Source organism: Pseudomonas sp. XWY-1 (assembly GCF_002953115.1).
GTDB classification, from domain to species: Bacteria; Pseudomonadota; Gammaproteobacteria; order Pseudomonadales; family Pseudomonadaceae; genus Aquipseudomonas; species Aquipseudomonas alloputida.
The window spans coordinates 768,072-791,031 of record NZ_CP026332.1; the positions used below are offsets into that span (position 1 = coordinate 768,072).

Annotated in this window: 19 protein-coding genes and 1 tRNA gene; 10 read left to right on the plus strand and 10 right to left on the minus strand. The window is 63.0% G+C overall.

Annotated features, from left to right (window positions below; all coding sequences use genetic code 11):
• Window positions 1-101 precede the first annotated feature (101 nt).
• From PRJ_RS03695 to PRJ_RS03705, 3 genes are read left to right on the plus strand one after another with little or no spacing between them, the layout of a single operon-like run.
• Entirely contained in the window at window positions 102-728 is a 627-nt protein-coding gene (locus PRJ_RS03695; RefSeq protein WP_010951953.1) for a DNA-3-methyladenine glycosylase, read from the plus strand.
• Window positions 729-775: 47 nt separating this feature from the next.
• Window positions 776-1,828: a bifunctional DNA-binding transcriptional regulator/O6-methylguanine-DNA methyltransferase Ada gene (gene ada, locus PRJ_RS03700; protein ID WP_104960763.1), complete on the plus strand. Its 1,053-nt coding sequence runs from the start codon at window positions 776-778 to the stop codon at window positions 1,826-1,828.
• A gap of 56 nt (window positions 1,829-1,884) precedes the next feature.
• Window positions 1,885-4,296, plus strand: coding sequence for a DUF3772 domain-containing protein (locus PRJ_RS03705; protein ID WP_104960764.1), 2,412 nt, complete (start codon window positions 1,885-1,887; stop codon window positions 4,294-4,296).
• A gap of 1,138 nt (window positions 4,297-5,434) precedes the next feature.
• Here the strand turns inward: PRJ_RS03705 and PRJ_RS03725 are convergent.
• The 3 genes from PRJ_RS03725 to PRJ_RS03735 form a co-directional block, all read right to left on the minus strand.
• Complete coding sequence (locus PRJ_RS03725; protein ID WP_064490912.1) at window positions 5,435-6,865, minus strand: aldehyde dehydrogenase family protein; 1,431 nt, start codon at window positions 6,863-6,865, stop codon at window positions 5,435-5,437.
• A 13-nt stretch (window positions 6,866-6,878) separates the two neighbouring features.
• Window positions 6,879-8,378: a cytosine permease gene (locus PRJ_RS03730; protein ID WP_104960767.1), complete on the minus strand. Its 1,500-nt coding sequence runs from the start codon at window positions 8,376-8,378 to the stop codon at window positions 6,879-6,881.
• A gap of 92 nt (window positions 8,379-8,470) precedes the next feature.
• Window positions 8,471-8,860: a nuclear transport factor 2 family protein gene (locus tag PRJ_RS03735; protein WP_004575697.1), complete on the minus strand. Its 390-nt coding sequence runs from the start codon at window positions 8,858-8,860 to the stop codon at window positions 8,471-8,473.
• A 207-nt stretch (window positions 8,861-9,067) separates the two neighbouring features.
• Between PRJ_RS03735 and ycaC the strand changes: the two genes are divergently transcribed.
• The 7 genes from ycaC to PRJ_RS03770 all read left to right on the plus strand — a co-directional run bounded on the left by ycaC (window position 9,068) and on the right by PRJ_RS03770 (window position 16,605).
• Window positions 9,068-9,688: an isochorismate family cysteine hydrolase YcaC gene (gene ycaC / locus PRJ_RS03740; RefSeq protein WP_003247424.1), complete on the plus strand. Its 621-nt coding sequence runs from the start codon at window positions 9,068-9,070 to the stop codon at window positions 9,686-9,688.
• Window positions 9,689-9,794: 106 nt separating this feature from the next.
• Window positions 9,795-10,610 (plus strand): polyphosphate kinase 2, encoded by an 816-nt coding sequence (ppk2, locus tag PRJ_RS03745; RefSeq protein WP_003247423.1) that lies wholly within the window; start codon window positions 9,795-9,797, stop codon window positions 10,608-10,610.
• A gap of 36 nt (window positions 10,611-10,646) precedes the next feature.
• Complete coding sequence (locus PRJ_RS03750) at window positions 10,647-11,843, plus strand: monovalent cation:proton antiporter-2 (CPA2) family protein (RefSeq protein ID WP_104960768.1); 1,197 nt, start codon at window positions 10,647-10,649, stop codon at window positions 11,841-11,843.
• A 40-nt stretch (window positions 11,844-11,883) separates the two neighbouring features.
• Window positions 11,884-12,981: an AI-2E family transporter gene (locus PRJ_RS03755; RefSeq protein ID WP_076402554.1), complete on the plus strand. Its 1,098-nt coding sequence runs from the start codon at window positions 11,884-11,886 to the stop codon at window positions 12,979-12,981.
• Between the two features lie 3 nt (window positions 12,982-12,984).
• Window positions 12,985-14,499 carry an efflux transporter outer membrane subunit gene (locus PRJ_RS03760; protein ID WP_104960769.1) on the plus strand — a complete coding sequence of 505 codons (1,515 nt, stop codon included), beginning with the start codon at window positions 12,985-12,987 and terminating at the stop codon, window positions 14,497-14,499.
• Window positions 14,496-15,593, plus strand: a complete 1,098-nt coding sequence (locus PRJ_RS03765) for an HlyD family secretion protein (RefSeq protein ID WP_020190535.1) — start codon at window positions 14,496-14,498, stop codon at window positions 15,591-15,593. Before PRJ_RS03760 ends, PRJ_RS03765 begins: the two co-directional genes overlap by 4 nt.
• Window positions 15,583-16,605, plus strand: coding sequence for a DUF2955 domain-containing protein (locus tag PRJ_RS03770; RefSeq protein WP_104960770.1), 1,023 nt, complete (start codon window positions 15,583-15,585; stop codon window positions 16,603-16,605). Before PRJ_RS03765 ends, PRJ_RS03770 begins: the two co-directional genes overlap by 11 nt.
• Window positions 16,606-16,624: 19 nt before the next feature.
• On the opposite strand, the gene PRJ_RS03775 is transcribed toward PRJ_RS03770, so the two are convergent.
• The 7 genes from PRJ_RS03775 to ispE form a co-directional block, all read right to left on the minus strand.
• Window positions 16,625-18,337: a SulP family inorganic anion transporter gene (locus PRJ_RS03775; RefSeq protein WP_104960771.1), complete on the minus strand. Its 1,713-nt coding sequence runs from the start codon at window positions 18,335-18,337 to the stop codon at window positions 16,625-16,627.
• A gap of 176 nt (window positions 18,338-18,513) precedes the next feature.
• Window positions 18,514-19,614, minus strand: coding sequence for a redox-regulated ATPase YchF (gene ychF, locus PRJ_RS03780; RefSeq protein WP_003247414.1), 1,101 nt, complete (start codon window positions 19,612-19,614; stop codon window positions 18,514-18,516).
• Between the two features lie 24 nt (window positions 19,615-19,638).
• Complete coding sequence (gene pth, locus PRJ_RS03785) at window positions 19,639-20,223, minus strand: aminoacyl-tRNA hydrolase (RefSeq protein ID WP_003247413.1); 585 nt, start codon at window positions 20,221-20,223, stop codon at window positions 19,639-19,641.
• Window positions 20,224-20,302: 79 nt separating this feature from the next.
• Entirely contained in the window at window positions 20,303-20,896 is a 594-nt protein-coding gene (locus tag PRJ_RS03790) for a 50S ribosomal protein L25/general stress protein Ctc (RefSeq protein ID WP_003247411.1), read from the minus strand.
• Between the two features lie 118 nt (window positions 20,897-21,014).
• Window positions 21,015-21,956 (minus strand): ribose-phosphate pyrophosphokinase, encoded by a 942-nt coding sequence (locus tag PRJ_RS03795; RefSeq protein ID WP_003247410.1) that lies wholly within the window; start codon window positions 21,954-21,956, stop codon window positions 21,015-21,017.
• 48 nt (window positions 21,957-22,004) lie between these two features.
• Window positions 22,005-22,079: transfer RNA gene (locus PRJ_RS03800), tRNA-Gln, on the minus strand.
• Window positions 22,080-22,099: 20 nt separating this feature from the next.
• A complete protein-coding gene (gene ispE, locus PRJ_RS03805; RefSeq protein WP_019750445.1) occupies window positions 22,100-22,960 on the minus strand; it encodes a 4-(cytidine 5'-diphospho)-2-C-methyl-D-erythritol kinase in 861 nt (286 codons plus the stop codon).

Here is a 22,960-nt window from a genome sequence, read left to right on the forward strand (position 1 = left end):
GCGGAGCAATGGCATGCCAAAGATTAGCTGCGCAAGAACCGGCGTTTGCCCGATGAACGGCTGCGCTAAGCTGGACCTGCAATCGACTTGATGGAGGTGCCATGATGCTGGCCGACCTTTCGCCCGAGGCCTATCACGAGGCCGCGCAACACCTGGCGGCACTTGACCCGGACTGGTCACGGCATATCGCAGCGATCGGGCCCTGCCTGCACCAGGCTACGCCGGGACGTGAGCCTTATGAGGCATTGGTGCGGGCGATTGCCTACCAGCAGCTGCACGCCCGCGCCGCCGAGGCGATCCTGGGGCGTTTGCTGGCACTGTTCCCGGCAGATGATTTTCCCCAGCCAGAGCAGTTGCTGGCGGTATCCCCGGAAACCCTGCGTGCCTGCGGCTTTTCGGCGAGCAAGCTGGTGACGGTCCAGGGCATTGCTCAAGCCACCCTGGAGGGCCTGGTACCGACGCGGGAGCAGGCGTTAACCATGGCTGACGAGGCGTTGATCGAACGCCTGGTGGCGCTGCGCGGGGTAGGGCGGTGGACGGTGGAGATGCTGCTGATCTATAGCCTGGGGCGTTCTGACATTCTGCCGGTGGACGATTTTGGCGTGCGCGAGGGGTATCGGCGGCTCAAGGGGCTGGAGACGGCGCCGACACCGGCACAAATGCGTTCGCTGGGCGGCGCTTGGCGGCCGTTTCGTACCGTGGCGGCCTGGTACCTGTGGCGGGCCTGAGGTTTTTGCATCGCCCGTACAGGCAACAACATATCCGGGAAACAAAGATGAATCTCTACACCACCCCCGACCAACGCTGGCAAGCCGTAGAGAGCCGCGACACTGCCGCTACAGGCCACTTTGTCTACGCCGTACGTACCACCGGCGTCTACTGCCACCCCGGCTGCAAATCACGCCAGGCCAAGCGCATGAACGTCGAGTTCTACGACACTGCCGCGGCTGCCGAGGCTGCCGGCTACCGTGCTTGCAAACGCTGTATCAGCAAGGCCAGCGCCACCCGCCACAGCCAGCTGGTTACTCACGCCTGCCGCTTGATCGAAACCAGCGACCCCGTTCCAAGCCTCGGCCAACTCAGTGCACGGCTGGCCGTCAGCCCCTTCCACCTGCATCGGCTGTTCAAGGCCGAAACCGGGGTTACCCCCAAAGCCTACGCCACGGCCTTCCGGGCCCGGCGCCTGCGTGCGCACCTGGAAGACGACCAGCACTCGGTCACCGATGCTATTTACAACGCCGGCTACAACTCCAACAGCCGCTTCTACGAAAGCGCCGACCAGCGCCTGGGCATGCGCCCCCGGCAATACCGCGCCGGCGGTGCCGGGGCAACCATTCACTTCGCCCTTGGGCAATGCTCGCTGGGTGCAATACTGGTAGCCCAGAGCGACAAGGGCATCTGCGCGATTCTGCTGGGCGACGACCCCGAGGGCTTGTTGCAAGAGCTACAGGATCAGTTCCCCAAGGCCCACCTGATTGGCGGCGACAGCGCCTACGAGCAGAGGGTCGCCGAAGTGATCGGTTTCGTCGAAGCGCCCTCCTTGGGTCTGGCCCTGCCGCTGGATGTGCAAGGCACCGCGTTTCAGGAGCGGGTGTGGCAGGCGCTGCGTGAGGTGCCGGCCGGAAGCCGGGTCAGCTACACCGACATCGCCGAGCGCATTGGCGCCCCCAAGGCCGTGCGGGCGGTCGCCATGGCCTGCGCGGCCAACCGTATTGCCGTGGCCATCCCTTGCCACCGCGTCGTGCGCCGGGATGGCGACATCAGCGGTTACCGCTGGGGCGTGGAGCGCAAACAGCAATTGCTGAAGCGAGAAACGGCACTCTCCTGACCACCCGAAGCCGCGTAGAATCCCCCGCCAAATCGAATTGCAAAGAGGAATATTCGATGAGGCGTGTCAGCCTTGCCCGTTATTGCCCAGGTCTGATTGCCCTGCTGGCCCTGATGCTGTTGCTTGTCAGCCCAGCTTGGTCGGCCCCGGCCACGCCATTGTCCAACCTGGCGGCTGCCGAGGCGCCCGCACTGGACGAAAACGCCAGCCTCGAACAACTGAGCGACCGCTTGGACCTCATCCGCCAAGGCGTCACCAGCGAGGCCAACGACGACGTGCTGTCGCAACTGCGCATGGGCGCGATGCAGGTTCAGCGTCAAGCTGATGCATTGAGTGCGCTGCGCACTGCCGATGTGGGAAAACTCGACGATCAGCTGAAGGTTATCGGCCCGGCCCAGCCGGACGAGGCCGCTACCCTGACGCAGCAGCGCAAAGCGCTGGAGGCCGAGAAAAAGGCGCTGGTAGCCCAGCAGGATCAGGCCACCAAGCTGACCCAGTCGGCCCGTGACCTGTCCACGCAAATCGTCAACCTGCGCCGCAGCCAGTTCAATTCGCAAATCACCAGCCGCGCAGCCTCGCCGCTGAGCCCGGCGTTCTGGCAGAGCATCATCCGCCCCACCCAGGACGACGTAGCGCGCCTGCGTGACCTGCGCGGCGAGGCGGCCGACGCCATCAGCAGCGCCTTCAGCGCCGAAAACCGCTGGCTGTTCGTTGCCAGCCTGGTGGCGGCGATTCTGGTGTGGACGTTGGTACGGCGCGTGCTTGAACGCTTGCTGGCCAGTGCCATGATCCGTTGGTTGCCGGAGGGCCGCCTGCGCCGCAGCGCCTTGGCTCTGGGCGTTAGCCTGGCAACCCTGGGCACCATCGCCGGCTCGGTGTCTTTGCTGCGCTGGGGGCTGGAAAGCAATGCGCGATTGGGTTCGGATATCACCAGCCTGACCAATCACATTCTGACCCTGGTGGTGTTCAGTGCCTTCATCACAGGCCTGGGCCGCGCCATGCTGATGCTGCAGCGTCCGTCCTGGCGGTTGCCGGCGATCCACGACGAAGTCGCCAGTGCGCTGGGCTGGTTCCCGAAGGTGCTGGCATTGGCACTGATGGTCATGATGACCATGGAGCGCATGAACAGCGTGATCGGTGCCAGCCTGGCGCTGACGGTGGCCGTCAACGGGCTGACCGCGCTGGTGGTGGCGCTCACCTTTGCAGGCGCGCTGCTGTGTTACCGCCGCACCCTGCGCAAGCATGACCTGGAGCGCCCGACGGGCCTGGCCGGGCTGATCCCGTTCGTGATGGTCATTTGGCTGACGTTGATCCTGCTGGCACTGCTCACCGGCTACCTGACACTCGCCTATTTCCTCACCGCCAAGCTGTTGTGGGTCAGCCTGGTGATCACCTGTGCCTACTTGCTGACCACCTTCTTCGGCGACCTGTGCGAAACCCTGCTGTCGCCCCGCCAGCCCGGTGGCCTGGCACTGGCGTCGACCCTGGGCCTGGCGCCTCGCCATCAGGCGCAGGCCAGCACCATACTGGCCGGCATCGGCCGCACTGTCGTGCTGTTCCTGGCACTGCTGCTGGTGTTGATGCCGTCGGGCACCAGCCCTAGCGAATTGCTGTTGAGTCTGGGCGACTGGGATGGGACCGGCGGCAAGGTGCTCGGCAACCTGAACATCGTGCCGCAGGACATCCTGCTGGCCTTGGCGATCTTCCTCGGTGGCCTGTTCGCCATCCGTGTGGTCAAGCGCTGGCTGAGCGACCGCCTGCTGCCGGAAACCGAGATGGACGCCGGCATGCGGGCCTCGCTGGTGACCCTGGTGGGTTACCTGGGTTTCCTGTTCCTGGCCATGCTGGTGATGTCGACCTTGCGTATCAACCTCACCAGCCTGACCTGGGTGGTCAGTGCCCTGTCGGTCGGTATCGGTTTCGGTTTGCAGCAGATCGTGCAGAACTTCATTTCCGGCCTGATCCTGCTGACCGAGCGCCCGGTGAAGGTCGGCGACTGGGTCAGCCTGGCGGGTGTCGAGGGTGATATCCGCCGCATCAACGTGCGCGCCACGGAGATCCAGATGTCTGACCGTTCCACGGTGATCGTGCCCAACTCGCAGTTCATCTCGCAGAACGTGCGCAACGTGACCATGGGCAATGCGCTGGGCGTGGTCAGCATTACCTTGACACTGCCGCTGGAGACCGATGCCAACCGCGTTCGGGAGCTGCTGCTGGCGGCTTACCATGAGCATGAGGCGATTCTGGATGCGCCAGCTGCCTCGGTGTCGTTCAAGGACCTGACGGCCAGCGGCATGGTGATTGGTGTGAGTGGCTATGTGGCCGGGCCGCGGCAGGTATCGGGAGCCCGCAGCGACCTGCTGTTCACCATTCTTGGCCGGTTGCGTGATGAAGGCATTCCACTGTCTTCGCCGCAGAGCATGGTGCTGGTGCAGGAGGGGGCGCGGCCGGCTGACGAGTCGGTGTAGGCATCGGGGGGGGGCAGTCCAGCTGGTAGGAGCGGGTTTACCCGCGAAAGGGCCGGCCCTGCTGGCCAATTTCCCCCCGCCGTTCACCGTTGCCGCCACTACCGTATTCGCGGGTAAACCCGCTCCTACGCGGATTGGTGGTGGACACACCTCGGGGGTTGGACACAGGCCGCCGTGTAGGAGGGGTTCACCCGCGAAGAGGCCGGCCCTGCTGGCCAATCTCCACCCGTCGGTCACCGTTGCCGCCACTACCGTATTCGCGGGTAAACCCGCTCCTACGCGGATTGGTGGTGGACACACCTCGGTGGTTGGACACAGGCCGCCGTGTAGGAGCGGGTTCACCCGCGAAGAGGCCGGCCCTGCTGGCCAATCTCCACCCGCCGTTCACCGTTGCCGCCGCTACCGTATTCGCGGGTAAACCCGCTCCTACGCAGATTGGTGGTGGACACACCTCGGGGGTTGGACACAGGCCGTCGTAGGACCGGGTTTACCCGCGAATGGGCCGGCCCTGCTGGCCAATCTCCCCCGGTGTTCACCGTTGCCGCCGCTACCGTATTCGCGGGTAAACCCGCTCCTACGCAGATTGGTGGTGGACACACCTCGGGGGTTGGACACAGGCCGTGTGTAGGAGCGGGTTCACCCGCGAAGAGGCCGGCCCTGCTGGCCAATCTCCACCCGCCGTTCACCGTTGCCGCCGCTACCGTATTCGCGGGTAAACCCGCTCCTACGCAGATTGGTGGTGGACACACCTCGGGGGTTGGACACAGGCCGTGTGTAGGAGCGGGTTCACCCGCGAAGAGGCCGGCCCTGCTGGCCAATCTCCACCCGCCGTTCACCGTTGCCGCCGCTACCGTATTCGCGGGTAAACCCGCTCCTACGCAGATTGGTGGTGGACACACCTCGGGGGTTGGACACAGGCCGTGTGTAGGAGCGGGTTCACCCGCGAAGAGGCCGGCCCTGCTGGCCAATTTCCCCCGCCGTTCACTGTCGCCGCCGCTACCGTATTCGCGGGTAAACCCGCTCCTACACCTGATCGGGGGTGGACACACACCGGAGTTTGGACACAGGCCGCCGTGTAGGAGCGGGTTTACCCGCGAACACCGGCAGAGCCGGTGCCATTACGCGACCCCTTGCGATATCAGCCCAGGCAGCGGGTTACGTGCTTGACCGACTGATAGGCTGACAACCCCCAAGGCCCCAGCTCGCGGCCGATCCCGCTGCCCTTGGTGCCCCCCCATGACGTTTCGACGAACACCGCCTGCACCGAGTTGATCCACACATGGCCAACCTCCAGCGCATCGGCCACGCGCTCGGCGCGTTCCAGGTCGGCGGAGCATACTGTAGCCACCAGCCCGAAGCGGCTGTCATTGGCTTCGGCAATGGCCTGTTCCTCGGTGGCAAAGCGCCGTGCGCAGAGCACCGGGCCAAAGATTTCCTCGGTCCACAGGCGGCTGTCTTTCGGCACATCGGTATACAGCGTCGGGCTGACGAACCAGCCTTCACGGTCCAGTGCATGGCCGCCTGCCAGGCACTGCAAACCTTCTTCCCGCGCCGTGGCAAAGTAGCTGGCCACCTTCAGCCATTGCGCCTGGCTGGTCAGCGGGCCCATGTCGACCTCTTCGGTCAAAGGATTACCCACCCGCAGGTTTTCCAGTGCCGCCTGCAAGCGCGGCAGCAGTGCATCGGCAATGCCGTCCTGCACCAGTAGCCGCGATGTGGCCGAACACATCTGGCCGGCATTCCAGCTGATGCCGGCAACAATCCATTCCACCGCCTGGTCGACATCGCAATCATCGAACACCACGATGGCCGACTTGCCGCCCAGTTCCAGCGTCACCGGCCGGCACTGCGCCGAAGCGCTGCGCATCACCTGGCTGCCGACGCTGTTGCTACCGGTGAAGGACAACTTGTCCAGGCCGTTGTGATTGCTCAGCGCGGCGCCGGTCTCGGCCTTGCCGTTGACGATGTTCAGCACCCCGGCGGGCAGGCCCAGGGCGTCGGCGATCTGGCCGTAGGCCTGCTCGATCAGCGGGGTGACCTCTGAAGGCTTGAGCACCACGGTGCAACCGGCGGCCAGGGCCGGGGCAAGTTTCCAGGCGCTGGTCACCAACGGGAAGTTCCACGGCACGATCAGGCCGACCACGCCCACCGGTTCAAGACGGGTGCGGGCGGTGAAACCCGGCGCAGCCAGCGGCACAGTGCGGTTTTTCGATGGCAGCTGCTCGGCCAGCTCGGCGTAATAGCCAAAGGTGGCGATGGCGTCATCCAGGTCGATTTCCGCTTCGTGACGCGGTTTGCCGTTATTGCGCATCTGCACGGTGACAAGCGCTTCGCGGCGCTGCCCGAGCTGTTCGGCAAAACCACGCAGGAAGGCGGCACGTTCACTGGCGCTGGTGCTTTTCCAGGCGGGCAGGGCGCTGCGGGCAGCGGCGACGGCCTGGTCGACCTGGCTCACGCTGGCGGCCATCAGCTCGGCGAACGGTTGCCCCAGCGCAGGGTCGTTGACGCTGATGCAGTCGCTGCCTTGGCCTTCGACCCAATGGCCGGCGATATAGTGGGAAGTGGTCATGGTCGGTTTCCAGTCAGGCCATTTCGGCGGTGGTCACAGGCGTATGCGCGGTGCTTTTGCAACGCACCCATCGCGGGCCCAGGGGGCCATACACGCCAGCAGGTTCAGGGAACAGGTTGAGCAACAGCAGGTACAGCACGCCAGCCAGCCCCAGCGTGACCGGCAGGCTCAGGTCGATGCCGCCCGCCAGGTCACCCAGTGGGCCGACGAACTGCCCCGGCAGGTTGACGAAGCACAGGCCGACCGCCGCGCTGGGGATCCACGCCCCCATGCCGCGCCAGTTCCAACCGTGCAGGAACCAGTAGTGGCCACCACGCTGGCCGCGGGTGAATACCTGCAGGTCGTCGGCGTGGTAGAAGCCGCGGCGGGTAATCAGGCCAAGGATCATGATCACCATCCACGGGCTGGTGCAGGTAATGATCAGCACGGCAAAGGTCGATACGCTCTGCACAAGGTTGAAGGTGAAGCGGCCAATGAAGATGAAGCCAATCGCCAGCACGCCGATCAGCAGCGTAGCGCCAGCACGGCTGAGCAGGCGCGGGAACACGCTGGACATGTCCAGGCCGGTGCCATACAGCGCGGTGGTGCCGGTGGACATGCCGCCGATCACCGCAATCAGGCATACCGGCAGGAAGAACCAGCTTGGCGCTACCGCCAGCAGGCCGCCGACATAGTTGTTGGCGGCAATGTAGTCCGGCGCCTGGGTGGCGACCAGGGTGGCCGTACACAGGCCGAACAGGAACGGAATCAGCGTCGCCCCCTGTGCCGCGATCACTGCCAGCATGATGCGTGCCTTGGGGGTTTCGCGTGGAATATAGCGTGACCAGTCACCCAGGAAGGCGCCAAACGACACCGGGTTGCTCATGGCCAGGATCGCCGCGCCGACGAACGCGGCCCAGAAGCCTGCCTGGCCAAGGTTTACGTTGCCTGTGTAGCCGGCATCGAAGGGCCCGGCAAAGGCGACGATGCCCAGCAGGAACAGCAGGCTCGAGGCCCAAACGGCAATCTTGTTGACCCACAGCATGAAGCGGAAGCCAAAGATGCATACCACCAGGACCAGCACCGCGAACAAACCATAGGCCAGACCGAGGGTCAGGTCGGTCTCTGGCAGGCCGGCCAGGCGCTTGGCACCACCGACCAACGCATCGCCCGAGCTCCACACCGAGAGCGAGAAAAACGCCACCGCCGTGAGCAGCGACAGGAACGAGCCGACGATACGCCCGTGTACGCCAAAGTGCGCGCCCGATGAAACGGCGTTGTTGGTGCCGTTAAGCGCGCCGAACAGCCCCATCGGTGCAAGGATCAGCGCGCCGATGCCAACGCCAAGCAGAATCGCCCACACACCCGCCTGGAATGACAACCCGAAAAGCACCGGGAAGCTGCCCAGTACGGCGGTCGCGAAGGTATTGGCACCGCCGAAGATCAGGCGGAACAGGTCTAGCGGGGAGGCGTCGCGTTGATCGGCGGGGATCTGCTCGACGCCGTTGGTCTCGATACCGGTCGAGTGGCTCATGGTGGTGCTCCAGCGCGGTTGTTGTAGCCAGCGCAGTGCGCGGGCCTTTTTGTGGGTGCGATGGCAGGGCGGCAGGGCCGCGTAAAGGGTGATCAGGCCGGTGTTACGACCGACAGGTGCTCGTGGCAGGCCAGCCACTGGTCACCATGGCGGCGGAAGACGATGGTCTCGCGCTCGCTCAACGGGTGTTCTTCACCGCCGATGCGGATACGCGTGGCCACATCGTGCATGAAAACAGCCACGTCGCCTTGCAGGCTTACATGGGCGTTGCCCGATTCGCAGGCAAGCACGGTAAAGCCCTCGGCCTGCCACTGGGCCCAGAGCTCTTCATAGGCGCGACGCGACAGCAGCGGATACGGCAAGGTGTGGAACAGAAAGGTGGCGTCTTCGCTGAAGCAAGCGAAATAGCGGGCGGTGTCGTTGCTGGCGAACGCCGCGACGAGGTCGGCGGCGGCTTGCCGCACTTGAAGTGTCTGGTCCACGGGAGTGGCCTCACGGTTTATTGTGATTGTGGTGAAGCGATTCTGGTGGCGGTGGGCGAGGGGAAAAATCGCTGGCGGCAAATAATCAGTTCAGGAATTTGTGAAGTGATGGGGGCGCCAGGACAGGCAAGCCGACTGACGGTCTCTCCCACCCCCCATCCTTGCCTACGCTGATACTCCCAACCCGCTGAAGCAAGGAGATCCACTGTGACCTTCCAATACAAGCGTCTGGACAAGAACAACGCAGCCGTACTGCTGGTCGACCACCAGACCGGCTTGCTCTCGCTGGTAAGGGACATCGACCCCGACCGCTTCAAGAACAACGTGTTGGCCCTGTCCGACTTGGCCAAATACTTCAAGCTGCCGACCATCCTCACCACCAGTTTCGAGACTGGGCCCAACGGCCCGCTGGTGCCGGAACTGAAAGAGCAGTTCCCTGATGCCCCCTACATTGCACGCCCGGGCAACATCAACGCCTGGGACAACGAAGATTTCGTCAAAGCGGTAAAAGCCACCGGCAAGAAGCAGCTGCTGATTGCTGGTGTGGTCACTGAAGTATGCGTGGCCTTCCCGGCCCTGTCGGCATTGGAGGAGGGCTTCGAGGTATTCGTCGTCACCGACGCCTCTGGCACGTTCAACGAACTGACCCGTGACTCGGCCTGGCGACGCATGGAGGCTGCCGGGGCGCAACTGATGACCTGGTTCGGCGTGGCCTGCGAACTGCACCGTGACTGGCGCAACGACATCGAAGGGCTGGGTACCCTGTTCTCCAACCATATCCCGGACTACCGCAACCTGATGACCAGCTACAACAAGCTGGCCAAATAGTGCCTCCCGGGGGCTGCACGACAGCCCCCACATCAATCTGCAAGCGAAGCGGCAAACTGGCATTAATCGACCATACTCACTCTTCATTAGCCTTCAGGAGCGTGTCATGTCGAAGCCGTCCAGGAAGCCCCCCAAAAAACAGCCAGAAAAGCTGGGCGGTAAGGCGTACGAAAAAGCGCTCAAGAACCTGCATGTAGAGTTGGTGAAGCTACAGGAGTGGGTGGTCGCCAAGGGCCTGAAGGTATGCATTGTCTTCGAAGGCCGCGATGGCGCCGGTAAGGGTGGCACCATCAAGGCCATTACCGAGCGTGTCAGCCCGCGGGTGTTTCGTGTGGTGGCGCTGCCCGCACCGACCGAGCGGGAAAAGACCCAGATGTACGTGCAGCGTTACCTGGGCCATCTGCCTGCGGCGGGTGAAGTGGTGATCTTCGATCGCAGCTGGTACAACCGTGCGGGCGTTGAGCGGGTAATGGGCTTTTGCTCTGGCGAGCAAGTGGACAAGTTTCTGACCGGAGTACCTGGGTTCGAAAGGGTCATGGTCGATTCAGGGATCATCCTCATCAAGTACTGGCTTGAAGTCAGCGCCGATGAGCAGACCCGGCGCCTGCAGGATCGCATCAACGACGGCCGCAAGCTGTGGAAGTTGTCGCCGATGGACCTCAAGTCGTATAGCCGCTGGGATGAATACACCCAAGCGCGTGACGAAATGTTCCAGGCGTCTGATACCGCTTGGGCACCGTGGTTCATGGCCAACTCCAACGACAAACGTCGCGCCCGGCTGAATATCATCAGCCATCTGCTCAGCCGTATTCCCTACAAGGATATAACCCGCGACCAGCACGTGAAGCTGCCCAAACGCGGCAAGATCGGCAAGTACAAGGCTGTCGCCTACCCGTTCAAGTTCGTCGAAGAACGTTTCTGAACCCCTCCCTGCAGGGAGCTGCGAAGGTACGAGCTCATGCCACATGACGGCAGCCTGTTGCAGGCGACGGTGGTATTCCTTTTGGCTGTGGTGCTTCTGGTACCGCTGGCGCAGCGTCTGAAAATGGGCGCAGTACCGGGATACCTGTTGGCGGGTATCTTGATTGGTCCGTCGGTGTTTGGCCTGCTCGGCAACCCGGACAACGTGGCGCGGCTGTCGGAAATGGGCGTGGTCATGCTGTTGTTCGTGATTGGCCTGGAGTTGTCCCCAAGGCGCCTGTGGACCATGCGCCGGGCGCTATTTGGCGTCGGCAGCTTGCAAGTGGGGCTGACCGCTGTGCTGCTTGGGCTACTGGCATTCTGGCTGTTCGACCAATCGAAACCTGCCGCCATCGTGCTGGGCCTGGGCCTGGCGCTGTCGTCCACCGCCTTTGGCTTGCAGGTACTGGCCGAGCGCAAGGACCTGGGCAAACCTCATGGCCGCCTGGCCGTTGCCATCCTGCTGTTCCAGGACATTGCCGCCATTCCCTTGATTGCCGTGGTGCCGCTGCTCGGTGGCGATGTCAGCACTGCTGACGAAGGTGCCTGGCCCTTGCTGGCTGTGGTTGTCGGCATTGGTGTGCTGATTGTTTTTGGCCGTTATCTGCTGACCCCGATATTCAAGTGGACGGTGGGTTCGGGCCTGCCTGAACTGTCGACCGCCACGGCCTTGCTGGTCGTGCTGGGCACCGCTTGGTTGATGGAGCATGTGGGTGTGTCGATGGCGCTGGGGGCCTTCCTGGCCGGTGTGCTGATGGCCGAGTCGCCGTTTCGCCACGAACTGGAAACCCAGATCGAACCGATCAAAGGCCTGCTGCTTGGATTGTTCTTCGTTGGCGTAGGTATGAGTGCCGACCTGCGTCTGCTGTTCGGCATGCCGCTGATGGTGTTGGGCCTGACGTTGCTGCTGGTCGCCATCAAGCTGCCCTTGTTGTATGGCCTGGGGCGCACGATGGGTGGGCTCAACAAGGCCCAGGCGCTCTGCCTGGGCGTGGTGCTGGCTTCGGGGGGCGAGTTCGCCTTCGTGGTGTTCAAGCTGGCGCTGGAGCACCAAGTGCTCACGCAAGCGGTACACGACCTGCTGGTGCTGGCCATCACCTTGTCGATGGCGGTGGTGCCTTTGGTCATGATGGCCTTGGCGCGGCAGCTGCGCGATGACAGCCCTGTGCAGGCATCCCCTGAAACGGGGCAGTGAATTGCGCCGTGCTGGTGCATTGAATATCGGGAGATGAATCATGCAGTCGAGTTTCAAGTTGGACAGCGCCCTTTCGCGGGGCTTGCTCGATGTGCTCATCAAGGCCGGTCTGGTGGCAGCCTTGGTGATCTTCGCCTTCCAGGTGTTCCAGCCGTTCCTGGAGTTGATGCTGTGGGCGGTGATTCTGGCGGTCACCTTGTACCCGTTGCATTGCCGCATCCAGCGCCGCACCGGGCTCAAGCAAGGCTATGCGGCGACGCTGGTGGTGCTATTGGTTCTGGTGCTGCTGCTGGTGCCTATCTACCTGGTGGTGATGTCCATCGGCGAATCGGTGGACAGCCTGGTGACGCTACTCAAGAGCGGCGCCTGGAGCGTGCCGGTCCCGCCTGATTCCGTGGCGGCCTGGCCACTGATCGGGCCAAAGGTGCACGCGCTGTGGTTGGCGGCCTCCGAAAACATGGCCAGTGTACTGAATCAGTGGATGCCCCAGATCAAGGGGGCCGGGCTAACGGTGCTGGGCGCTGCGGCGAGCGCCGGTGGGGCCTTCCTTCTGTTCATCGGAGCAATCATCATTTCCGGGGTCATCATGGCCTTTGGTGAACGAGGTGAAATCGCTACCCAACGCATCGCCATGCGGGTTTCAGGCGCAGAGCGCGGTAAACCCTTGGCCACGCTGTGCACGGCCACCATTCGCGCGGTGGCACAAGGGGTGATCGGCATTGCCTTCATCCAGATGTTGCTGATCGGTGTCGGCTTTGTCGTCAAAGGGGTTCCCGGTGCCGGGATGCTGGCCATCGTCATCCTCATGCTGGGCATTGCACAGGCCCCGGCGACGCTGGTGACCTTGCCGGTGATCATTTATGTGTTCAACGCCGAAGGCTTCACGGTGGCGACCATCATTTTTGCCATCTACACCTTCGTCGCCGGCCTTGCCGACAACGTGCTCAAACCGCTGCTGCTGGGGCGCGGGGTTGATGTACCGATGCCGGTGGTACTGATCGGGGCATTAGGTGGCATGGTGGTCAAAGGCATCATCGGCTTGTTTATCGGCCCGGTAATCCTCGGCGTGACGTACGTGCTGTTCTGGCAATGGGTTGCGCTGCAGGTGCCGGAGCAACCGGCACCCCCTGCCGCCTGAGCCATGCCCAACCGCTGCTATGGCCTGGGGCTGCTGATGGTGCTGGCCGGTTGCACTCAGGTTGGTCCGGATTTCGAGAAGCCCCAAGCGCCGTGGCTGGACGGCTGGAGCACGCCAATGCTGGAGCAGGCAGGGCGCAGCGCGGCGGCGCCCGACCTGCGCCAGTGGTGGGCGGTGTTTGCCGACCCGACCCTGGACGCGTTGATAGCCGAGGCCGATGCCAACAACACCAACCTGCGCGTGGCTGGCCTGCGTATCGCTGAAGCCCGTGCCCAGTTGGCCATTGTGCAGACCGGGCGTTATCCGCAGCTGCAGCAACTGAGTGCGCAAAGCCTGTACCTGAAGCAGAATCAGTCTGGTACGCCTTCGGCCCGTGATTCGGTGTTCTGGCAATCCAGCGTGGGCTTCGACATCGGCTGGGAAATTGACTTCTGGGGCCGCTTCAGTCGCGCCATCGAAAGCGCCGATGCCGTCTACTTCGCCTCCCAGGCCAACTACGCCGATGCCATGCTGCTGCTGCGTGCGCAAGTGGCCGACACCTACTTTGCCCTGCGTACCGCCGAAGCGCGGCTGGCGATCGCACAAGAGAACGCCAAGCGCCAGGCGCGTAGCCTGGAGATTACCGAGCGGTTGTTCCGCCACGGCGAAAACGACGAGCTCGACTGGCAGCAGGCGCGTACTCAATACCTGGCGACCCTGGCCACCATTCCCGAGTTCGAGAACCAGCTCAACGCCCTGCGCAACGTACTGTGCTCGCTGCTTGGCCGCCCGCCCGGGCCGCTGCCGCAGCTGGAGGCCGGGCATGGCCAACTGCCCTTGCCCAACCGGGCAGTGTTGCAGGATGTACCTGCCAGCCTGCTGCAGCGCCGCCCGGACATCCGCGCCGCCGAGCAGGCAGTGGCGGCGCAGTCGGCGCTGGTCGGGGTGGCCGAGGCCGATCTTTATCCACAGCTGAGCTTGCTCGGCAGTATCGGCTGGACCTTTCTATCGGCCAATCATCTGCCCGACACCTTCGACCTGGCGGCTGGCCCAAGCCTGATCTGGAACCCGTTCGACTATGGCCGGCGCAAGAACGCCGTACGTGTGGAAGATGCCCGCTTGCAGCAACTGATCGAGTTGTACCAGCAGGGCGTGCGCGAAGCCTCCCGTGAGGCCGACGATGCTGCCAGCGGGCTGGTGCGCTCGCTGCAGAGCGCAACCATTCGCGACCAGGCCTCTCAGGCTGCACAGCGCTCGCTGAATCTGGCCAGCTCGCAGTATCGCGAAGGCTTCGCCGATTTTCAGCGGGTGCTCGATGCTCAGCAACTGCTGTTGCAGCAACAGGACGGCTACCTGGTCAGCCGTGGCAACGCGGTCAGCAGCCTGGTGACGTTGTACAAGGCCCTGGGTGGTGGTTGGGACGCCAGCCGCGCGCCGATCGACCCGGCCACCCGCCAGCAAATGCAGCAACGCACCGACTGGGGCGAGTTGCTTGACGAGCCAGCCCCCACCGCGCATGCACAAGGTGAAACCGAATGAGCGACGCCACGCCCACGCCGCCCCCGTCAGCCCCGGATCGCGGCATGCGCTGGGTGCTGCTGCTGATTGCCGTCAGCCTGCTCTGGTACTTGCTGGCTGACCGCTATACGCCGTACACCCAGCAAGCTCGCCTGCAGGCTTACGTGGTCCCGGTGGCCGCCGAAGTGGCCGGGCAGATCAAGCGTGTGGCCGTAGGCAACAACCAGGAGGTGCGCCAGGGCGATGTGCTGTTCGAACTCGATCAGGAGCAGTACCGCATTGCCTTGGCCCGTGCCGAAGCCGACCTCGATACCGTGCGCCGGCAGATCGGCGCCAGTACCGCTGGTATCGATTCGGCGCAGGCAGCGCTGGTGGCCGCCCAGGCCAACGAACGCAAGGCGCGGCAGGACGCCGAGCGCCTCAAACGGCTGATTGACGAAGACCCCGGTACGGTGTCAGTGCGCCGTCTGGAAGGCGCCCAGGCCACCCGCGACCAGGCCATCAGCCAAGTGGCGGCGGCCCGTGCCGAGGTGGAGCGCGCCCGTGAGCAGCAGGGCGGGGCACAGGAAGACAACGCCCAGCTGCGCAGTGCTGCGGCCAATGTGGAAAAGGCCCGCCTGGACCTTGCCCGTACCGTGGTGCGTGCCGACGCAAACGGGCTGATCACCGACCTGCGCACAGACGTTGGCCACTATGTCGGGGCGGGCAGCCCGATGATGACCCTGATCAGTATCCATGACGTGTGGATAAGTGCCGACATGACCGAGAACAACCTCGGTCGTTTGCGCCCTGAAACCCCGGTGCTGGTGGTGCTGGATGCGCTACCGGGCACTGTGTTGAAAGGGCGTATACGCAGCATTGGCTATGGCGTGAGCGTGGGCCAGAGCACGCCGCCGGGTACGCTGCCGACCGTGCAGAATAGCCGCGAGTGGCTGCGTTCGGCGCAGCGCTTTCCGGTGATTGTCGAACTGGAGCGCGATCAGCTTCAGGACAAGACCGTGCTGCGGGTCGGTGGTCAGGCCGAGGTCATGGCCCTGCCCAGCGAAGGCAACCCACTGAACCTGCTGGGCCGGTTGTTCATGTGGCTGATGAGCTGGCTGTCGTATGCCTATTGAATTGCGCCGCCTGCGGGCACTGCGCCTGGCCTGGGGCGTGGCGCTGTGCCTGGCGGTGAGCTTTGGTATCGGCTTGCCGGTGCCGATCCTGGCGCCGGTGTTTGCGGTGCTGTTGCTGGCCATGCGCAGTCAGCCATTGCCCCTGCGTGCAGCACCGGCCCTGGCGCTACTGGTGCTGCTCGCTTGCGGCAGCGGGTTGCTGCTGATTCCGCTGTTGCGTCATGCTCCGTTGGCCGGGGTGTTACTGGTTGGGGTGGGTGTTTTCCTGACCTTGCGCTATGCGCTGAAGGGCGGCAACGGCCTGCTGGCCAACCTGCTGGTGGTCGGCCTGACCATGATCGCCGCTGCCGGCACCAGTGACTTCACCCTGGCATTGTCGGTGGTTGAAGCGCTGGCCAAAGGCATGCTGCTGGCAGTGCTGGGCACGTCGGTGGCGCATACGTTGTTCCCCGAACCTGCCAATGCGCCAGCACCGCCGGTGCCGCCGCTGCTGGGCAGCGAGCATGTCAGCTGGGTGGCGCTGCGTGCCACGTTGATCGTGATGCCGGCTTTTCTGCTGGCATTGATCGCCCCTGATCAGTACATGCCGTTGATCATGAAGGCCGTGAGTGTGGGGCAACAAGCAGGCGAAACCCGCGCGCGGCACGCCAGCCGCGAGCTGATCGGTTCAACCTTGCTTGCCGGGGTGTTGGCGATAGCGCTGTGGGTAGCGCTGAGCCTGTTCGTTCATCTGTGGATGTTCTTCTTGTGGGTACTGCTGTTCGCCCTTTGGCAGGCTCGGCGCCTGTACCAGGCGGTGCTGAGCCGGCAGAGCCCGGCGTACTGGGTCAGTTGCCTGACGACCATGCTGATCTTGCTGGGGCAGTCGGTGCAGGACAGTGCTGCCGGGCAGGATGTGTACAAGGCATTTGCGGTGCGTATGGCGCTGTTTCTGGCGGTATCGGTGTATGCCAGCGGCATGTTGATCTGGATTGACCGGCTTCGGAGTCGGCGCGGGCTTCTTCGCAGTTAAGCCCGCTCCCCCAGGCAATTCAGGGCTGCCAATCAACCCCACTCTCTTCCAGATAGGCATCCACCGCGGCGCCCACCGTCGGATGAAAGGCCTTCTCCCCCATGTGTTCGAACAACTCGAACTGGCGCATCTTGTCCTTCACCGGGTCCTTCATTTCGGCGAACTGCAACTCCACCCCCCGCGCCTCCAATGCCCGGTCCAGCTCGGCCAGCATGTCCGCCGAAGTGATATCGATACTGGTCACAGGCTCAGCGGCAATTACCACCCGCTGCACAGGCGTTGGCGACGCGTCCACCGCCGCCATCACTGTGTTCTGGAACTGCTCGGCGTTGGCAAAGAACAACGGCGCGTCCCAGCGCAGCAGCACCAGCCCTGGAATACGCCGGGCCTGTGGATAACGCTGTATGTCATGGTAGCCGCGCAGCCCATCGGCCCGGCCGAGCACTGCGTAATGCGGCCGCCAGCCGTCCCACAGGAACTCGATCACCGACACCGCCACTGCAATGCAGATACCAGGAATGGCACCGAACACCGCCACGCCGACAAAGCAGGTGAACGACAGCCAGAACTCCCACTGCTGCATGCGGAAGATACGCTTGAGGTCGGCAAATTCGAACAGCCCCAGTGCAGCGGCAATCACCACCGCAGCCAAAGCGCTGTTAGGCAGGTGCTGCATCAGATTGGGCGCTACCAGCAGCAACAGGGTCACCGCCAGGGCGCCGATGATGCCGGTGAGCTGGGTCTGCGAGCCGGCAGCTTCGGCCACTGGGGTGCGCGACGAACTGCTGCTGATCGGGATGCCCTGGAACAGCCCCGAGGCCACGTTGGCCACGCCCAGGCCGAACATTTCCTGGTTGGGGTTTACCCGCATCTTGAGGCGCGCGGCATAGGAGCGTGACAGCACACTGGTGTCGGCGAACGACACCAGCGCCACTGCAATCCCGCCCAGTAGCACCTCGACCAGGTCAATGTCGCTGACCCAGGGGAAGACGAAGGCGGGCAGGCCCTGGGGCAATTGCCCGAGTACCTTGACGCCCATCTGATCGAGGTTGAACACGCTCACTGCCAGCGTCGCCAGTACCACGGCGATCAGGATGCCCGGCAGGCGCTTGAACGGTTTGAGCAGCAGAATCAGCGCCAGGCTACCGGCACCCACGACAAAGCTTGGCCAGTGCCCTTGGCCGGCGTATAGCGCCTGGCCCAAGTACCAAAGGTCGCGCAAGGGGCCTTCGCTGTCGACTTTGATGCCGAACAGCTTGGGCAACTGGCTGATCAATACGGTCAGGGCGATGCCGTTCATGTACCCATAGCGGATGGGCTTGGACAGCAACTCGGTGATGAAGCCCAGGCGCAGCAGCCCGGCAATCACACAGAACGCCCCGGCGACCAGCGCCATCATGCTGGCGATGGCGATCGCCCGCTGCGGGTCGCTGGCGGCGTATTGCACCACCACAGCCAGGATAGGCGCGGCCAGCGCCGAGTCCGGGCCCAGCACCAGGATACGGCTGGGACCGAACAGGGCATAGGCCAGCAGGGGGATGATGGTGGCGTACAGGCCATAGATGCCGGGGACGCCGGAAGCCTCGGCGTAGGCGATGCCCACAGGCACGAGCATGGTGGTGAGCACCAGGCCGGCGGCGATGTCCTTGGGTAGCCAGGCTGCCTTGTAGTGGAGCAGGGTGACCAGGCCGGGTAACCAGCGTTGCCAGTCGAAACGAGTGGGTTGGGGCATGGTGTCGGCTCTGGGCGAGAAGGGCGCTGAACCTCAGCTTAGATGCTGAAGGCGGGGGCCGCTTTGCGGCCTGGCACGACACAAGGCCGCCCCTGCCAAGGGCGCGCATGTCTGGGCAAAACAAAACCCCTTGAAGCGCAAGCCTCAAGGGGTTTGTGTGTGCTGCTGGTTACCGCTTAGACGTTAAAGCGGAAGTGCATCACGTCGCCGTCTTTGACGATGTAATCCTTGCCTTCCAGACGCCACTTACCGGCTTCCTTGGCACCGGCTTCACCCTTGAACTGGATGAAGTCGTCATAGGCCACCACTTCAGCGCGGATGAAGCCTTTTTCGAAGTCGGTGTGGATAACGCCGGCTGCCTGCGGGGCAGTGGCTCCGACGCGAACGGTCCAGGCGCGTACTTCCTGCACGCCGGCAGTGAAGTAGGTCTGCAGGTTCAGCAGCTCGTAACCGGCGCGGATCACGCGGTTCAGGCCAGGCTCTTCCAGGCCCAGGGCCTCAAGGAACATGTCCTTCTCTTCACCGTCTTCCAGCTCGGCGATTTCCGCTTCGATCTTGTTGCACACCGGCACCACTACCGCGCCTTCTTCCTCGGCAATGGCCTTGACCACGTCCAGGTGCGGGTTGTTGTCGAAGCCGTCTTCGGCCACGTTGGCAATGTACATCACCGGTTTGCTGGTCAGCAGGTGGAAGCCACGGATGACGGCCTTTTCGTCGTCAGCCATGTGCTTCATCAGGCTGCGCGCAGGCTTGCCTTCGGTGAAGTGCGGGATCAGCTTTTCCAGAATGGCCTTTTGCGCCAAGGCATCCTTGTCGCCGCCCTTGGCATTGCGGGCTACCTTCTGCAGTTGCTTTTCGCAGCTGTCGAGGTCGGCGAAGATCAGTTCGAGGTCGATGATCTCGATGTCACGCTTGGGGTCGACGCTGTTGGAAACGTGGATCACGTTCTCGTCTTCAAAGCAGCGCACCACGTGGGCAATGGCGTCGGTCTCGCGGATGTTGGCGAGGAACTTGTTGCCCAGGCCTTCGCCTTTCGAGGCACCGGCAACCAGGCCGGCGATGTCGACGAATTCCATGGTGGTCGGCAGGATGCGGTTTGGCTTGACGATTTCAGCCAGCGCAGCCAGGCGAGCGTCGGGCATAGGCACGATGCCGCTGTTCGGCTCGATGGTGCAGAAAGGGAAATTCTCCGCCGCGATGCCAGACTTGGTCAGGGCGTTGAACAGGGTGGACTTGCCGACGTTGGGCAGGCCGACGATGCCGCAATTGAAACCCATGGGTATTCCCCTCTCTAAAGGAAATCAGGCCTTCTGGCTGTGCAGCTCGCGCATCGCCTTGGCGAAGTCGCCGGCAAGCACGTCCGGCAGCACGCCGAGGGCAAAATCGATGCTGGCGTCGAGCTTCTCCTGCTCGGCGCGCGGCGCGCGGCCCAGGACGAAGTTGGATACCAGTTTGGCGTCACCCGGGTGGCCGATGCCAAGCCGCAGGCGGTGGAAGTCGTTCTGGTTGCCGAGCTGCGCGATGATGTCGCGCAGGCCGTTGTGCCCACCATGGCCGCCGCCGCGCTTGAGCTTGGCAACGCCCGGGGGCAGATCGAGTTCGTCGTGTGCCACCAGTATCGCTTCCGGCTTTATTCGGAAGAAATTGGCCAAGGCCGCTACGGACTGGCCGCTGCGGTTCATGTAGGTGGTGGGGATCAACAAACGAACGTCGTTGCCCTGATGGCTGAATTTAGCCGTCAGGCCGAAATACTTTTTGTCAGCGGTCAGCGAAACACGCTGGGCGCTGGCAAGGCGTTCAACGAAAAGAGCCCCTGCGTTATGCCGGGTCTGTTCGTATTCGGGGCCGGGGTTACCCAGGCCAACGATCAACTGGATGGCGGTCACGTCAGGGGCTCTTCCTTGGAGTTGGTGGGTTACAGTGCGCGCGGCACTGTAACCCGATCAACGCCGGCGTGCGAGTGGATTACTCGGCAGCGCCTTCTGCTTCTGGAGCAACGCGTGGAGCGTGAACGTTGGCAACAGCTTTGTCATCACCGTGGGCCAGAGCGACGAACTCTACGCCTTTCGGAGCTTTCAGGTCCGACAGGTGGATGATGGTGCCGATTTCGGCGTTGCCCAGGTCAACTTCGATGAACTCAGGCAGGTCTTTGGCTTCGCAGGAAACTTCGATCTCGGACTCAACGTGGGAGATCTCGCCGCCTTTCTTGACCGGGGCTTCTTCGTTGATGAAGTGAACCGGAACCTTGGCGGTCAGCTTCTGGCCAGCAACGACGCGAACGAAGTCAGCGTGCATGATGAACTGCTTGGCTGGGTGGCGCTGCATGGCCTTGATGATGACGTTCTGCTTAACACCGTCAACGTTCAGTTCGATAACGTGGCTGAAGGCAGCTTCGTTTTCGAACAGCTTGGTGATTTCCTTGGCCAGGATGGTCAGGGATTGAGCTTCTTTATCACCACCGTAGACAACGGCTGGGATGCTCAGCGAGTGACGCAGGCGGCGGCTCGCACCTTTCCCCAGGTCAGTACGCGCTTGGGCGTTCAGAATAAAATCAGTCATTTTGTTTCTCCAAAATAGCCCCCCGAGGGCGTTTGCGACCAGCGCCAACGGGGATGGCAAAAAAGCCCCGCCCCAACACAGGTTGGGGCGGGGCGCTTCACATCAACACGTGTCCCGCTTAGCGGAACATCGCGCTGATCGATTCTTCGTTGCTGATGCGGCGTACCGCTTCAGCGACAACCGGTGCGATATCCAGCTGGCGGATACGATCACAGGCTTGAGCAGCGGCGGACAGCGGAACGGTGTTGGTCACCACCAGCTCGTCCAGTACCGACTTCTCGATGTTCTCGATTGCGCGGCCCGACAGAACAGGGTGCGTGCAATAGGCGTAAACCTTGGCAGCGCCGTGCTCTTTCAGGGCCTTGGCCGCGTGGCACAGGGTGCCGGCGGTGTCGACCATGTCGTCTACCAGGATGCAGGTGCGCCCTTCGACGTCGCCGATGATGTGCATAACCTCGGAGTGGTTAGCCTTTTCGCGGCGTTTGTCGATGATACCCAGATCGACGCCCAGGGACTTGGCGACAGCGCGTGCGCGCACGACACCACCGATGTCCGGGGAGACGATCATCAGGTTCTCGAAACGCTGGTCTTCGATGTCGTCAACCAGTACGGGCGAGCCGTAGATGTTGTCGACGGGGATATCGAAGAAGCCTTGGATCTGGTCAGCGTGCAGGTCGACGGTGAGTACACGGTCGATACCTACGACAGTGAGCATGTCAGCAACGACTTTGGCGCTGATGGCTACACGTGCCGAACGCGGACGGCGGTCCTGGCGGGCATATCCGAAGTAGGGAATCACGGCGGTGATTCGGGATGCTGAGGAGCGGCGGAAGGCGTCGGCCATCACTACCAGTTCCATCAGGTTATCGTTGGTCGGGGCGCAGGTCGGCTGAATAATGAAAACGTCTTTACCGCGAACATTTTCATTGATCTCAGTACTGATCTCGCCGTCGGAGAATTTACCGACAGAGACGTCACCGAGAGGGATATGCAGCTGACGTACGACACGCCGAGCCAGATCGGGGTTAGCGTTCCCCGTAAAGACCATCATCTTGGACACGCGCAGTACCTGAAGGCTGAGGGTATACCTGGATGAGTATAAGGAAAATGGCAGGGGCGGCTGGATTCGAACCAACGCATGGCAGGATCAAAACCTGCTGCCTTACCGCTTGGCGACGCCCCTGTATCTGTTGCTGCGAACGCTCATGCGCTCGACTTCTTGACCAGACTTTGCAGCTTGCGATGCAACATCGAAATATTGCTTCCTTTCGCCACAAACCCTGTTTGGGTCGCTGAAAGAAGGGCCAGAACTTTATCAGCTTCGGCTTTGCTTGGGAAGGCCCCAAACACACAACTTCCAGTGCCGGTTAGTCGAGCCTCAGTGAATTTTCCCAGTGAATTCAACGCATTGCGAACTTCTGGGTAATTCTGCTCTACCACCGGTTGGCAGTCATTTCGACTGTTTCCCTCGGGAACGGGGCGCATCTTAAGGGGGAGAGAATCACGTGTCAACTGTGGATGTGAAAAAATTTCTACTGTGCTGACAGACACTTGCGGCACCAGCACGACATACCAGGGTTCGATCGGGTCGACCGGGGTCAGTTGTTCGCCTACGCCTTGCGCGAATGCTGCGTGGCCGCGTACGAACACCGGCACATCGGCGCCCAGGCTGAGCCCCAGTGCGGCCAGGCGGTCTTCGTCCCAGTCCAGTTGCCACAGGTGGGCCAGGGCGAGCAGGGTGGTCGCGGCGTCCGAGCTGCCACCGCCGATACCTCCGCCCATGGGCAGTACCTTGGTCAGCCAGATGTCGGCGCCAAGCGTGGTGCCCGATTGTGCTTGCAACATGCGCGCGGCCCGTACGATCAGGTTGCTGTCGTGGGGGACGGCCTCGATCTCGGTGTGCAAGCGGATCACGCCATCGTCACGCAGGGCAAAACTCAGTTCGTCGCCATGGTCTAGAAACTGAAACACCGTTTCCAGTTCGTGGTAACCGTCTGCGCGGCGGCCGATGATGTGCAGCCACAGGTTGAGCTTGGCCGGGGCGGGCAGGGTGAGCTTTTGCAT

What these genes read in the sequence shown, in the direction of transcription:
- PRJ_RS03695 (WP_010951953.1), top strand. Translation starts at nt 102, where the DNA reads ATGATGCTGGCCGACCTTTCGCCCGAGGCCTATCACGAGGCCGCGCAA.
- ada (WP_104960763.1), top strand. Translation starts at nt 776, where the DNA reads ATGAATCTCTACACCACCCCCGACCAACGCTGGCAAGCCGTAGAGAGC.
- PRJ_RS03705 (WP_104960764.1), top strand. Translation starts at nt 1,885, where the DNA reads ATGAGGCGTGTCAGCCTTGCCCGTTATTGCCCAGGTCTGATTGCCCTG.
- PRJ_RS03725 (WP_064490912.1), bottom strand. Translation starts at nt 6,865, where the DNA reads ATGACCACTTCCCACTATATCGCCGGCCATTGGGTCGAAGGCCAAGGC.
- PRJ_RS03730 (WP_104960767.1), bottom strand. Translation starts at nt 8,378, where the DNA reads ATGAGCCACTCGACCGGTATCGAGACCAACGGCGTCGAGCAGATCCCC.
- ppk2 (WP_003247423.1), top strand. Translation starts at nt 9,795, where the DNA reads ATGTCGAAGCCGTCCAGGAAGCCCCCCAAAAAACAGCCAGAAAAGCTG.
- PRJ_RS03750 (WP_104960768.1), top strand. Translation starts at nt 10,647, where the DNA reads ATGCCACATGACGGCAGCCTGTTGCAGGCGACGGTGGTATTCCTTTTG.
- PRJ_RS03755 (WP_076402554.1), top strand. Translation starts at nt 11,884, where the DNA reads ATGCAGTCGAGTTTCAAGTTGGACAGCGCCCTTTCGCGGGGCTTGCTC.
- PRJ_RS03760 (WP_104960769.1), top strand. Translation starts at nt 12,985, where the DNA reads ATGCCCAACCGCTGCTATGGCCTGGGGCTGCTGATGGTGCTGGCCGGT.
- PRJ_RS03765 (WP_020190535.1), top strand. Translation starts at nt 14,496, where the DNA reads ATGAGCGACGCCACGCCCACGCCGCCCCCGTCAGCCCCGGATCGCGGC.
- PRJ_RS03770 (WP_104960770.1), top strand. Translation starts at nt 15,583, where the DNA reads ATGCCTATTGAATTGCGCCGCCTGCGGGCACTGCGCCTGGCCTGGGGC.
- PRJ_RS03775 (WP_104960771.1), bottom strand. Translation starts at nt 18,337, where the DNA reads ATGCCCCAACCCACTCGTTTCGACTGGCAACGCTGGTTACCCGGCCTG.
- ychF (WP_003247414.1), bottom strand. Translation starts at nt 19,614, where the DNA reads ATGGGTTTCAATTGCGGCATCGTCGGCCTGCCCAACGTCGGCAAGTCC.
- PRJ_RS03790 (WP_003247411.1), bottom strand. Translation starts at nt 20,896, where the DNA reads ATGACTGATTTTATTCTGAACGCCCAAGCGCGTACTGACCTGGGGAAA.
- ispE (WP_019750445.1), bottom strand. Translation starts at nt 22,960, where the DNA reads ATGCAAAAGCTCACCCTGCCCGCCCCGGCCAAGCTCAACCTGTGGCTG.